Origin of the sequence: Kushneria indalinina DSM 14324, from assembly GCF_003385845.1 — a bacterium.
GTDB lineage: Bacteria > Pseudomonadota > Gammaproteobacteria > Pseudomonadales > Halomonadaceae > Kushneria > Kushneria indalinina.
Map to the genome: position 1 here is coordinate 247996 of NZ_QRDJ01000009.1, position 12194 is coordinate 260189.

9 protein-coding genes are annotated in these 12194 nt (G+C 56.7%); 1 reads left to right on the forward strand and 8 read right to left on the reverse strand.

The features are described 5' to 3' along the window. Nucleotides 1–3: 3 nt before the first annotated feature. From C8D72_RS15495 to dksA, 4 genes are all read right to left on the reverse strand, one after another. Nucleotides 4–2790 (reverse strand): bifunctional diguanylate cyclase/phosphodiesterase, encoded by a 2787-nt coding sequence (locus C8D72_RS15495; RefSeq protein ID WP_115855348.1) that lies wholly within the window; start codon nucleotides 2788–2790, stop codon nucleotides 4–6. Nucleotides 2791–2826: 36 nt separating this feature from the next. Then, the gene (locus C8D72_RS15500) at nucleotides 2827–4056 is read right to left on the reverse strand and encodes a porin family protein (RefSeq protein WP_245955293.1); all 1230 of its coding nucleotides are present in this window, start codon (nucleotides 4054–4056) and stop codon (nucleotides 2827–2829) included. Further along, entirely contained in the window at nucleotides 4025–4447 is a 423-nt protein-coding gene (locus tag C8D72_RS15505; RefSeq protein ID WP_245955294.1) for a hypothetical protein, read from the reverse strand. The genes C8D72_RS15500 and C8D72_RS15505 overlap by 32 nt, the downstream gene beginning before the upstream one ends. Before the next feature lie 564 nt (nucleotides 4448–5011). After that, nucleotides 5012–5437, reverse strand: coding sequence for an RNA polymerase-binding protein DksA (dksA, locus tag C8D72_RS15510; RefSeq protein ID WP_115855349.1), 426 nt, complete (start codon nucleotides 5435–5437; stop codon nucleotides 5012–5014). A gap of 154 nt (nucleotides 5438–5591) precedes the next feature. Between dksA and C8D72_RS15515 the strand changes: the two genes are divergently transcribed. Continuing rightward, nucleotides 5592–6248 carry a DUF938 domain-containing protein gene (locus C8D72_RS15515; protein ID WP_245955295.1) on the forward strand — a complete coding sequence of 219 codons (657 nt, stop codon included), beginning with the start codon at nucleotides 5592–5594 and terminating at the stop codon, nucleotides 6246–6248. A gap of 41 nt (nucleotides 6249–6289) precedes the next feature. On the opposite strand, the gene C8D72_RS15520 is transcribed toward C8D72_RS15515, so the two are convergent. The 4 genes from C8D72_RS15520 to C8D72_RS15535 form a co-directional block, all read right to left on the reverse strand. After that, complete coding sequence (locus C8D72_RS15520; protein ID WP_115855350.1) at nucleotides 6290–7432, reverse strand: App1 family protein phosphatidate phosphatase; 1143 nt, start codon at nucleotides 7430–7432, stop codon at nucleotides 6290–6292. 145 nt (nucleotides 7433–7577) lie between these two features. Further along, the gene (gene shiA, locus C8D72_RS15525) at nucleotides 7578–8891 is read right to left on the reverse strand and encodes a shikimate transporter (protein WP_115855351.1); all 1314 of its coding nucleotides are present in this window, start codon (nucleotides 8889–8891) and stop codon (nucleotides 7578–7580) included. A 144-nt stretch (nucleotides 8892–9035) separates the two neighbouring features. Then, a complete protein-coding gene (locus C8D72_RS15530; protein ID WP_115855352.1) occupies nucleotides 9036–10427 on the reverse strand; it encodes a DEAD/DEAH box helicase in 1392 nt (463 codons plus the stop codon). 184 nt (nucleotides 10428–10611) lie between these two features. Continuing rightward, entirely contained in the window at nucleotides 10612–12084 is a 1473-nt protein-coding gene (locus C8D72_RS15535; RefSeq protein ID WP_115855353.1) for a Na+/H+ antiporter NhaC family protein, read from the reverse strand. Nucleotides 12085–12194 lie beyond the last annotated feature (110 nt).

A 12194-nucleotide genomic window follows, 5' to 3' on the forward strand; every position in this document is an offset into this window, starting at 1 on the left:
CTCTCATATGACTTCATCTGAAATTATATTTCTCTCAGGGCGCCCTAAATAATAACCTTGCGCATAAGTAACCCCATATGAATCCAATATACTAAGCATATCTTTATTATCGACAAACTCTGCAATAACTAACTTTCCAAAACCATGAGCAATATCAGCAATTGATTTGACGATCAACCGATCCTTATCGTCACGCAACATATTTTGAACGAATGACCCGTCAATTTTTATATAATTTGATGGCAATTGATCGAGATAATGAAAACTGCTGAAACCTACCCCAAAGTCATCCAGTGCTATTTGACAGCCCAGTTCACTAATCTCCTGAAGCACATTCCTTGCGGCAGCCAGATCGGCAACTGCCGCTGTCTCCGTAATTTCGACAATAATGCGAGAAGGGCAAACGCCATTATTTTTTATCTCGTTTTCGAGAAAGTGTTTAATGGATTCGTCATGCAGGGATTGACCTGAAAGATTAATAGCAAGACTAATTTGCTTATCTTTGAAAACGCTCAGCAAGGTAATGGCCTCCCTGACAACCCAGCGATCTATCTCGACAATCAATCCAAAACGCTCTGCCACGGGTATAAAGGCACCCGGCATATGAAGCGTACCATTCTCATCCTGCATTCTTAGCAGAACTTCATAATGTTTCACGCTGAAGTCATCGATACGAACAATTGGCTGAAACATCAGCATGAACCGGTCGGCAGCCAGTGAGGAACGGATAAGCTCGACCCAGTAGGCCCTTTCCTGCAGCTGTTCTCTGGATTCATGTATAGAGGAAAGCAGATGCCATTTTTGCGTACTCTTTTCCTTGGCCTTGTACATGGCAAGATCAGCACTGGCCATCAGGTCCGTCTCGTTATCCCCATGCTCGGGATACAGTGCAATGCCGATACTCGCCATGGCTCGATGATGACGCCCGCCTTCCGAAAACAGGATCCCTTCAAGCCTCTCATGAACTTTTTCTGCGACGCCCACAGCCTCCTGCGCACCAGCCGCTTCCAGAAGAATGGAAAATTCGTCCCCCCCCTGGCGGGCCACGATGCACTCTCCGGCAAGCTCACTACTCAGGGCATCTGCCACCAGACGTAACAGCTGATCACCGGCATGATGGCCTCCCAGCTCATTAACCATTTTGAATTGATCAAGGTCCAGATACAGCACGGCGCCGTAAGCACCCCGTCCGATAACAGCTTCGAGCGATTGCTGGAAAAAACGTCGGTTATAAAGAGAGGTTAATGGATCACGATGTGCCAGCCATTCCAGCTGCTGCTCGGCTTTCTTGCGCGCCGAGATATCAAGACCGACGGAGATGCGTTGAGCGGTTCTATCGTTGCCACCCATGGCCGTGTGGACCCAGGTAATGATCTTTTCTTCATGTCGTGCCCCTCTAACAACACTTTCATGCTGTCCGGTCGAGTGATTTAACGTTCGAGCATGATGATGAAAGATATCCCTGAATCGTTGCCCGACAAGCTGGTCCTTTTCCATACCCAGCACTTCAAGCGCATATTGATTTACCAGCGTAATACGCCCATCGCTGTCCTGAGTAAAAATAAGCACATGGGCCGTATTCAAAAGACCGGTGATGAAGTCTCTTTCATGAGAGAGCTCTACAAGCCTTTCATTCAGCTGCCTGCCCTTTAGATCGACTTCTCCTTCGAGTATTTCCAGCTGATTGGCCAGTTTCTGAGTCGTCTGCCCCAACACATCGATTTCATCGTGCCATAATCCATTTTTCGTGTTCGCATGCTGACGAATCTTTTCAAAGCCGCCCTGAGCCAATACTGGCAACAGGTACGTAAGACGCCTTAGCCTCGCCATGGGACGCCACATGATTCCAAAAAGTAAAATTTCAGCGATTAACCATCCACTCAGTGCAATCAACAATGTATAGCTCGTTGTGCGGTTGATATTGCTGATCTGGTCACTAACATCCGAGGTTAATATAAAATAACCCTTGCTACTTTCTTCTTCGGCCTCGATGGGCATGGCCAATAGCTCGTAGAAGCGATCATCATGTTTGATGATTCGGGGGTCCCCCAAAAGATCATCAAAAGGAAACTTGTTTACTGCTGATTTTAAAAGCGCCAGAGTAGACTGCTCTCTGGTAATGGCGGTCACCGTCATTGACCAGTCAAAGAGATAATGGTCGTCTACCGTATTTTTTTCATCGTTGTTCAGCACAAGCGCGATATTGCCGCCGGCATTTTGCAATGTATAAAGAGCGATATCGGCAAGCGGCCTTGCCACCATGACAATGCCCACACTTTCCCCATCCAGAAGGATGGGGACAATGGCATACTGCCTGCAGGACTGGCGACAAAACACCTTGTTTTCAGGTATTTCATTATCGCCGACATTCTTTATCCACCGGGCAACAATATCGTCATTAATATCCGGCTGGGCTTGCCCCATGTGCAGGAAAACGCTCCCATCGGTATTGAATACCGTCACTTCTTCAAGGCCACTTCCCAATTGCAGGGTAGGCCATTGAGATTCAAGAACTTCTTCGCCGGCTGCGACGTTCTGGCTGACCAGCGAATCACCCAGGCTTTCTGAGGCGGCCACAATACTGGCAAGTTGTCGCAGGTCGTTGCTGTCGCGTTCGATCGACACATCAATTTCTTTGATCTGTCGCTCATAGTTATTGTTCTGCATGACCTGAAACTGACGGGTCATATTAAGATGGCTGACAAAGGTAAAGACAGAAGACAGTCCCAATAACACCAGACTGGTCAAAAATATGGCGCGCCATTTAAGACTGAAAAACTTCTGCTTCATGTCTGCGATCCGGCCTCTTTTGAAATATTTCAGCAACTAGAATAAAAAAGAAGCCTGAAACATCAGCATATCCCAATGTCTTTCGAGATCTTCACTTTTGTTATCCGAAGGCGGGATCCAGCCTGTTCCATCAATATTGTGATATTCAGCAGATAACAGAAGACTGGGCCGCGGCTGCCATTTGAGCCCCAGTGTCAGGTCCCTGGCAAACCTTGAGTGGGCAGGACCTCGATTATCATTTTCGTATTGTTTTCCGCTACGGTCATGCCAGTCATTGGCCATGACGTCGTAGCGTACCAACCAACGCCAATCCGCGAACAACCGGCGGTCATATTGTAGATACCAGCTATCTCCAATCACGCTTTGATTTAAATCGGCTATATCAAGCCCGCTGATTTTTCTCTTCCTAAGCGCATACTCTGCCGTCAGGCTCCAGTCCGCACTATTATATTGCGCTGACAAGGCAATCGGTTGAAATTTGAATTTTCCATCACCAACCTCATCGACGCCAGAGTTGAAGTTTGCATTTACATCAGCAGCACTAAATGCAAAAACCATTCTTCCGCCATCATGCTCGTATCGAATCTGAGCTAATGTGGAAAATCTTCCATTCATTGATACCGATAGATCATTACTGGGAAGACTCAAAGCGGATTCTGCATCACCATTTAAATTTGGTTTCCCACCTTCTATGGCAAAATAAACAATACCATTTCTTAACCTTTCTTCGTTATAGAAGAGGACACCATCGGATGCCAAACCAAAAGATCTGGTTCTATCAAAGTAAATGGACTGGGGAAGTAATATACTGGGGCGCGTAAATGCAATATCCCTGGTTTGGTTATATATGCCAAACGGATGCTTTATTCTTCCGACCTGAATTCCGGAAACTCGAGAGTCATTGGCAAACAACTGATAATCCAGCAGGCCATAATCAAGACGCGGCTCATAGCTGCTGTTGTCGTCGCCGGCGCGACGGCTCAGCACCTGGGCTGAGACCAGCAGATTATTGGTCGGGCGCATGGACACGTTGGCCCCGATTTCCGTGTACTCAAGGCTGCCGGCATCCCGGCTGCTGGGACCGAAAAAGTCGTTGTGCCGGCTGATGATCAGCGCCTGGCTCAGAAAACCATGGGCCTGCACGGTATCGAAAACATCGGCATGAGCAGGCGTCACGCTGCCGGACATCGTGACGACCGACAGTGCTGCGATATACAGGTAACGCCTGGGCTGATTACTCCACTGCGAAAACGCTGACGCTATCATCCACGGCTCCTTTTTCCAGATAGCCCAGCCCGCCCGGTGTACTGGCCACACGTTGTCGCATCTCTTCAATCGAACCAACTTCATTGGGTGCCTGTCCCGTGCCGGAAAACACCAGCCGGTCCCAGGAAAGGCGCAGCTGATGGGGGTAAACGCCAAGAATTTCCTTGGTAAAGCGCTCATGCAAAGGGTGTTTGTCCGGCAACACGAAGACATGAGCGGCCTCGCCATTGGGCAGCGTACGCTGGCGCATGGCAAAGATGGCGCGCACGGTTTCCCGGGTCATGTTGCCAGGATTCGCCGATGGGTTGGCGATCAGCACCACTGACTCATGGGCATGCGCCGCCTGGCCGCCCCAGAGCAGCAGCATGACGATCGATACAAGTACCTTCATGCCTCTCGGCATTCTTCAGGCTCCCTGCCCCTGCCAGAAAAAAGCCACTTTCAGCTACCTGCGGCAGCATGAGTCGGCGCGTCTCGTCAGCGGTGTCTGACAAAAGACGACCATCATGCCTGCACCCCGGCAGCATCAAATGCTCAAGAAGCAACTATTCATCCGTGCATATCATCATCAAACCGACTTTCAACCGATCAACCTGCCGTCAGGACGGATAAAAGAACGATCGCGTCGGCCCGCCCTGTATTGATGCCTTTTCATTATTCTTTTACGAGATAGTACCGCTTACATTAGAAAGATATATGTGCAGATTGGGTGATTGGTACCGTACTTTTCACCTAATCCCCAAAAAGTTAATTATGATTAGTCTTTAATCTTTTTATTATCAATGGTTCAGCTTTCATCATTGATTGGTCTGACCGGTAAACTATCGGCCATCGCCGGGAAAGCGTTCGAGTAACGAGCAGGAAATAGTGAGGGGGGATAAAAAAATCGCCCCGGGCAGGGGGCGATTTTTAGACTGGGCAGGTGCGATAACCCGACATCGGTAGCGGGCAATCCTTAACGGCGACGTGCGTAATGGTTTTCCTGCTGCTCCTGACGCTGCTTGGCCTCAATGGTCAGCGTGGCCGTCGGGCGCAGCAGCAGGCGCTTGAGCCCGATGGGCTCACCGGTCTCTTCACAAAAGCCATAATCGCCTTCATCAATGCGATCGAGCGTAGCGTTGATCTTGCGCCACAGGCGCGTTTCACGATCAGCCTGACGCAGGGTATAGCGCAGCTCCTCTTCACTGGCGGCGCGGTCGCTGTCATCACCGCTGCTTTCTGCCATGCCGATGCTGCCGCGCATCTCTTCGAGCGTCTCTTCAACTTCCTTGCGCTCTTTCAGCAGCAGCTGCCGGAAATATTCCAGCTGCGCATCGTTCATGTAGTCCTCAGCCGGCATGGCAAGAAGCTCTTGTTCGTTGGCAGGGGTATTGACTGTCATGATGCTTCGCCTCACTGAGTCCATTCAAAAAAGCGTTCTAACATAGCAGAAAACCGACACATCAGTGCAAGTATGGCCTGTTGTTCAAATTCAACCCAGTCCGCCGCCGTCGTCGGGTACCCTGTCCATCACGCCCTCACCCACAGGAGAAGACATGACCACCATGGATGATATCAGCGCCGCATCAAAGGACCCTCGCCATTACAGCCCGGCGGCGCAGCGCAATCGGGGGCCGCTGCTGGAAGTGCTGAAGGCGCATCTTGTGAGGGACTCGCGCGTACTGGAAATTGCCAGCGGCAGCGGCGAACACATCGTGCACTTTGCGCGCCACATGCCCGAACACGAATTCACCCCCAGCGATGCGCACCCCGCTGCGCTGGCCTCGATCAAGGCCTGGCGAGACGTGCTCCTTCATGAGGCGCCTGACGCCCGGCTGCATGCACCGCTGGCACTGGATGTCGGCCAGCACCCCTGGCCGCTGGCGGCTCAGAGCGTCGATGCCCTGCTCTGCTTCAACATGATCCATATCTCGCCATGGCAGGCCACGCTGGATCTGTTCGACGGCGCCGCACGGCATCTGACCCCGCAGGGGTGGCTGCTGCTATACGGCCCGTTCAGCCGCAACGGCGTGCATTACGCCGAAAGCAACGCCGCCTTTCATCAAAGCCTCAAGGCGCGCGATTGCCGTTGGGGCGTGCGGGATCTGGAACAGGAAGTGCTGCCGGCCGCCCGGGAAGCGGGGCTGGTACCGGCCGACATTATCGACATGCCGGCCAACAATCTTTGCATCCGGCTTTCCCGAGTGAAATAACGCAGATTGGTCTATTGCGATCTGTTCTATCGCGACCCGGTCTATTGCGACTCGCGCACCCGCTCAAGGGCATCACTGGAGATATAGCCGTGCTCATGGGCGTGTTCGGCCATGGTCAGACTGTCGGAGGCCAGCACCAGCGAGCACTCGTGGTTCTGTTCCTTGTCGATCTGGGCCGACAGGGCCTCAATGGCCTGCTGACGGTCGGCATCGTTGCTGACATCACGGATGTAGACCGTGCGAATGCGACCGGGATAGTCACGCACGATATCGGTATAGACCTCGGGGTCGTGCTGGCCACTGTCGCCGATCAACACAAAGGGCAGCGGATCATAGAGCTCGAGCATGGTCTCGATCAGCTCGCGCTTGTGATCTTCCGCCTTGCGCGGCAGCGGATGCTGAACCGTCAGCCCCCATTCGCGCAGAAACAGGATCGGCCCGACCGGAATGCGATTGAGCCGGAAAAACGCCTCCAGCATCTCATAGATGCTCCAGGGCGCCCGCGAGACGTACAAAAGCGGACGCTGGCAGTGCTGATCACCGTCGCCGACGTGAAACCCGCGATAGAGCGCCGCCACGCCGGGAAAGGCCATGCGCTGCTCGGCGCGCGCAATGAAGAGGTGATACATCATCTTCAGCTTGTTGGCGACACCGGTATACATCACCGTATCGTCGATATCGCTGATGACGGCAAAATCGATATCGGCCGGCGGAATGTAGATATCCGCGACGGCCTCACCCCCTGCACCGTCGTTGGCACGTGAACTCTTGTGATCCTTGCTTGGCGACAGAATGCGCAGATGCGCCTCATGCCAGATGCGATCCCCCGGCAGGGGCGTTTCGAGCTGAATATGGGCGTTGAAATAACCATCCCGGTCGGTGGTCACCGTGATTGTCTGATCACCCAGCTGGATCTGGACATCGATATACTTGATGCCCCAGCGCACGGTACGTCGCACGATATCAGCCAGATCACGGCGCCATGACCCTTCGGGGAGGTCCAGATTAAAGCCGGGCTGGCGAAAGACCCGGCCCATCAAGAACACTTCCCGATGGGTGCCGTAGCCGCGGTAGGTATGAATCAGCCTGCCGCCATGGACCTTTTCCGACTTGGCCGGGCGCGCCACAACGTGAAGCAGCTTCTTGAGTCCCTTGAGCAGGGCAGCGATGGAGCGACGTGGCATTGAGCTTGACCCGGTAAAAGACATCGTTTCCCACAAATGGCGAGATGAAAAAGCCGTTTTGTTGCGTAATGCTTAAGAGTAGTCGCACCGCCTGCCCCTGTCGCCCGCGCCATGACAGGTACCGGCCCGCCGCCGGCCATCTCTGTCATCCTTCCCGGTCAGCGCGGTGGCGTTGAATACTCATCACCCCCAGCGCCGAAAGCCCACAGCCACAGGCCAGATAGACCGCCACCGGCAGCCAGCTGCCGCCCGCCATGTTCACCAGCGCCGCGGCAATGAACGGCGTAAAGCCACCGCCCACCACGCTTGCCACCTGATAGCCCACGCCGGCGCCGCTGTAGCGATAGGCCGTGCCGAACAGTTCGGCAAACATGGGCTGCTGCACACTGACTACCATATCGTGCGCCATGTTGGCCAGCATCACGGCAAAGAACACGATCCAGACAATCGAGCGTGCCTCCAGCGCCATGAAAAAGGGAAAGGCACACAGCACGCCGATAAGAGCACCCACCATATACACCCGACGCCGGCCGAAGCTGTCCGCCAGAATCGCAAACAGCGGAATGGTGACACAGCTGATGGCGCCGACCAGCAGGCCGATATTGAGAAAGAGCTCGCGGGAAAGCCCCAGATGACTGGTGGAATAGCTCAACGCAAAGGTGGTCACGATATACATCGTGAAAAGCTCGGCCAGACGCAGCGCAATGATCTGTAAAAACGCCTTCGGATGCCGGCTCAACGCCTCGAGCACCGGCAGGCGCGCCGGCGCCTGCGCCCTGTGCTCGACGGCCTCCTTGAACTCGGGCGACTCCTCAAGCCCCGCGCGCACCCAGAAGGCAATCGCCACCAGCAGGATCGAGAACACGAACGGCAACCGCCAGCCCCAGCTCTGAAAGGCAGCATCGTCCAGATAGTGGCTTAGAAGCGACACGCTGCCGGTGGCCAGAATCAGCCCGACACCGTAGCCCACCTGCACGCCACTGCTGTAAAACGCTCGCCGGTGGCGTGGAGCACTCTCGACGGCCATCAACGCGGCACCGCCCCACTCGCCGCCCACGGCAAAGCCCTGCAGCGCGCGCAGGATGACCAGCAGTATCGGCGCCCAGACGCCAATGCTGGCATAGGTCGGCAGCAGCCCGATCAGTGCCGTGGAGACCCCCATCAGCATCACGGTGAGCACCAGCATGCGCTTGCGCCCCAGCCGATCGCCGAAATGACCGAACACGATGCCGCCGAGCGGGCGAAACAGAAACCCCACCCCGAAGGTGGCCAGCGCCGCCAGCGTGCCGGCGGCCGGGCTGACGTTGGGAAAAAACTGCGAATTGAAGACCAGCGCCGCCACGATCCCGTAGAGCAGAAAGTCGTACCAGTCGACCACTGCTCCGACAAAACTGCCCAGCGCTGCCCGCCGCGCCTGCTGCTCATGGGTCAGCATTCCCGAATGCCGCTCTGCACGCATGCTCACGCCTCTTTTATTGGTCGCTCAATGAAGGTCAGCGACAATGCCACTGCCGACCAGGAGCGTCCACCGCTGCGTGGGCATAAAAAAACCGCCTGCCGGAGCAGACGGTCTTTTACATCGCGAACGCGGTATGACGGACGATCAGCGGTTGCCGCTGTTGTCCGCCGAGCCGGCACCGCTGCTGCGACGACGGCGACGCGCCGGGCGTGCCTGCTCGTTGCTACCAGTGCTGCCGGTACTGCCACCGCTGCGCGAGCGATTGTTTGATCCACTGCGACCGTTACCGCCGCCGTTGCGCGCGCCACCGCCGTTGTTGCGCGCCTGGCCGCTGCCCTGACGACGCTGACCGCCGCCCGGGCGCTGCTCCCGCTCATCCGGCGTTTCCGGCACCGCACGCGTAAAGTCAAAGCCCTCGGCACTGGCCTGCGGAATGGTGCGACCGATCAGCTTCTCGATCTGCTTGAGCTGACCGCGCTCATCGGGCATGACCAGCGACACCGCCTGCCCGCTGGCGCCGGCACGGCCGGTACGACCGATGCGGTGGACATAGTCGGACGGCGTCTTGGGCAGCTCGAAGTTGACCACATTGGGCAGCTCGGAGATGTCGATGCCGCGCGCGGCCACATCGGTGGCCACCATCACCTGTACTTCCCCGTTTTTGAAGCCGGACAGCGCTGCGGTACGAGCGTTCTGGCTCTTGTTGCCATGAATGGCCGCCGCCGTGATGCCGGCCTTTTGCAGGTGCTGGGTCACCCGGTTGGCCATGTGCTTGGTAGCCGTAAAGACCAGCGCCTGGGACCACTGATGATGGGTGATCAGATGGGTCAAAAGCGCCATGCGCTGAGGCTTTTCAACCATGTAGACCGACTGATCGACGCTCTCGGCCGCCGTATTGCGCGGTGCCACGTCGATGCTGACCGGGTTGTTCAAAAGCGTCCCGGCCAGCTCGCGAATCTCTTTTGAAAAGGTCGCGGAGAACAGCAGGTTCTGACGCTGTCTGGGCATCAGACGCAGGATTTTCTTGATGTCGTGAATAAAGCCCATGTCCAGCATGCGGTCGGCTTCATCCAGCACCAGGGTCTCGACCTGATCCAGACGTACGGCCTTTTGACCGACCAGATCCAGCAGGCGGCCCGGGCAGGCGACGAGAATATCCACCCCGTCACGCAGTCGCGTGATCTGCGGATTGACCTTGACGCCGCCGTAGACCACATCGCTTTTCAGACGCGGGTTGAGGTGGACGCCGTACTTCTCGACCGACTCCCCGATCTGGGCGGCCAGCTCGCGGGTCGGGGTCAGGATCAGGGCGCGCACCGGGCGCTTGTGGCCCTGAGGCTCGCGCGACAATCGCTCCAGAATCGGCAGGGTAAAGCCTGCGGTCTTGCCGGTACCGGTCTGGGCCGCCGCCAGCACATCGCGACCCTCCAGACACGCCGGAATGGCCTTGGACTGAATGGGAGAAGGTGTCTGGTAGCCAGCATCTTCAAGAGCACGCAAAAGCTCGGGCGACAGCCCAAGTTGGGAAAATGACATCGACAGGTTGTCTCATGGCGCTATCGGATACTGGCGTCTTCTTCGCGAGAGCGACAGCGCCGTGACAGCGCAGGGGGAATTTCAAATGACGGAGGCAGGCCAACGGCCTGCCCGTGCGAAGAGGAGCGCCAACATAGGGGATTTGCGCCCCGATTGCCAGCGTTATCGTGATTCCCCCGTGTCGTTACCGGGTCCTTCTGGCCCGTGCAAGCTCCTCGGCGGTCTCAAAACGCAGCCCCCAGCCGGTGGCGGCAGCAAACAGCATGATCACCAGCAAAAACCAGCCGTGGAAGACAAACGGGAAGACCTCGGTGGGTGCCACGACCGGCAGCCATTCATACTGGCCCTGCATCGCCGTGATCGTGCCCCAGCCCAGCAGCACCGGCGCGCCCCACGGGAAGATATAGCCCAGCGCCGAGGTCACGGCATCGAGCATGTTGGCCCGACGATAGCGATGAATGCGGTACTTCTCGCCCAGCTCACGCACGAAAGGCGCTGCGGCAATCTCGGCCGCCGTATTGATGGTGATCGCCGAGTTCAAAAGCGCCACGATCCCCCAGATGGCAAGCTCCGCGCGGCGCACGGAGTCTCCGATCCAGCGCATCAGGGCTTTCGTGACAGCGCTCATGGTGCCGCCGAGCCTGAGCAGATGCGCCGTGGCAACGATGAGAAGAATCAAAATCGCCATGTTGACGTAGCCGCTGACGCCATCCACCAGCGCCCCGGTCACCACGGTGTCGCTGTCCGGATCAAAGGCCATGATCTCGCCCGGGGCGGCCAGACCTGCCGCCACGATCATGATGGATGCCGCCACGATCCCCCAGGTTAATGAGGTGATCAGGTGATGACCGCGCAGGGCCAGCACCAGCACCAGTGCAAAGGGAATCAGCATCAACAGGCCGGTCGGGTCGGTCTGTTCCATCATCGCGTTCAGCGCGTCCTGGTTGCCGGTCGCGTCACTGCTGGCGTTGCCCAGCAGCACAAACAGCACCAGTGAGGGCACGGCCGCCATGATCGAGTACTTGAAGCGGCTTTTCACCACGCCCGGCACATCCGCGTCCTGGGTGGTGGCGGAAACAATGGTGGTGTCCGATACCGGGGCGAGGTTATCGCCAAAGATGGCACCGGCCAGAATGGCGCCGAACAGCACCACCGGATCACAGCCCAGCGCCACGCCGGCGGGGTACATCAGCGTACTAAAGGCCACCGTGGTGCCATAGCCGGTCCCCACGGCGGTAGAAAACACCGCGGCCAGCACGAAGGTGATTCCCACAAAGGCGCCGCCACTGGCTCCCGAAATGCCGCCCAGCCAGACCAGACCTTCCACCAGACCGCCGGTCTGCAGCACCTGGGCGAGCATGCCGGCATAGAACCAGGCCACCACGGCGACCACCCCGATGGGCTGGGCCATGCCGCTGAAAAGCCCCTGGGCATACGCCTCCCAGCGGCTCTTGCAAAACAAAAGGCCCAGCGTCAAACCAAACAGACAGCCCATGACCAGGCCGATTTCGGAGGAGAGCCCCAGCACGCTGGTGATAATCGCCCAGCCGACAAAAAAGATCAGCGGTATGGCAGCGCCCAGCGCGCCAAGGCGAAAATTCAGGGTCGGTTCTTCCGGGGAGGAGGTCGTTGTGCGGTTATCCGGTATGTCGGTCATGCCGTCTCTTCTATCGTCGTCTGAAAACGTAGGGGCGCAGAGTATTCATCGCCTCCGAACGCCGGGCGCCCGGCAGCAGCCCGACGGGATCATCCTGTTTCCGGAGGCGT

What these genes read in the sequence shown, in the direction of transcription:
- dksA (WP_115855349.1), bottom strand. Translation starts at nt 5,437, where the DNA reads ATGACAGTCAATACCCCTGCCAACGAACAAGAGCTTCTTGCCATGCCG.
- C8D72_RS15530 (WP_115855352.1), bottom strand. Translation starts at nt 10,427, where the DNA reads ATGTCATTTTCCCAACTTGGGCTGTCGCCCGAGCTTTTGCGTGCTCTT.
- C8D72_RS15495 (WP_115855348.1), bottom strand. Translation starts at nt 2,790, where the DNA reads ATGAAGCAGAAGTTTTTCAGTCTTAAATGGCGCGCCATATTTTTGACC.
- C8D72_RS15515 (WP_245955295.1), top strand. Translation starts at nt 5,592, where the DNA reads ATGACCACCATGGATGATATCAGCGCCGCATCAAAGGACCCTCGCCAT.
- C8D72_RS15520 (WP_115855350.1), bottom strand. Translation starts at nt 7,432, where the DNA reads ATGCCACGTCGCTCCATCGCTGCCCTGCTCAAGGGACTCAAGAAGCTG.
- shiA (WP_115855351.1), bottom strand. Translation starts at nt 8,891, where the DNA reads ATGCGTGCAGAGCGGCATTCGGGAATGCTGACCCATGAGCAGCAGGCG.
- C8D72_RS15535 (WP_115855353.1), bottom strand. Translation starts at nt 12,084, where the DNA reads ATGACCGACATACCGGATAACCGCACAACGACCTCCTCCCCGGAAGAA.
- C8D72_RS15505 (WP_245955294.1), bottom strand. Translation starts at nt 4,447, where the DNA reads ATGAAGGTACTTGTATCGATCGTCATGCTGCTGCTCTGGGGCGGCCAG.
- C8D72_RS15500 (WP_245955293.1), bottom strand. Translation starts at nt 4,056, where the DNA reads ATGATAGCGTCAGCGTTTTCGCAGTGGAGTAATCAGCCCAGGCGTTAC.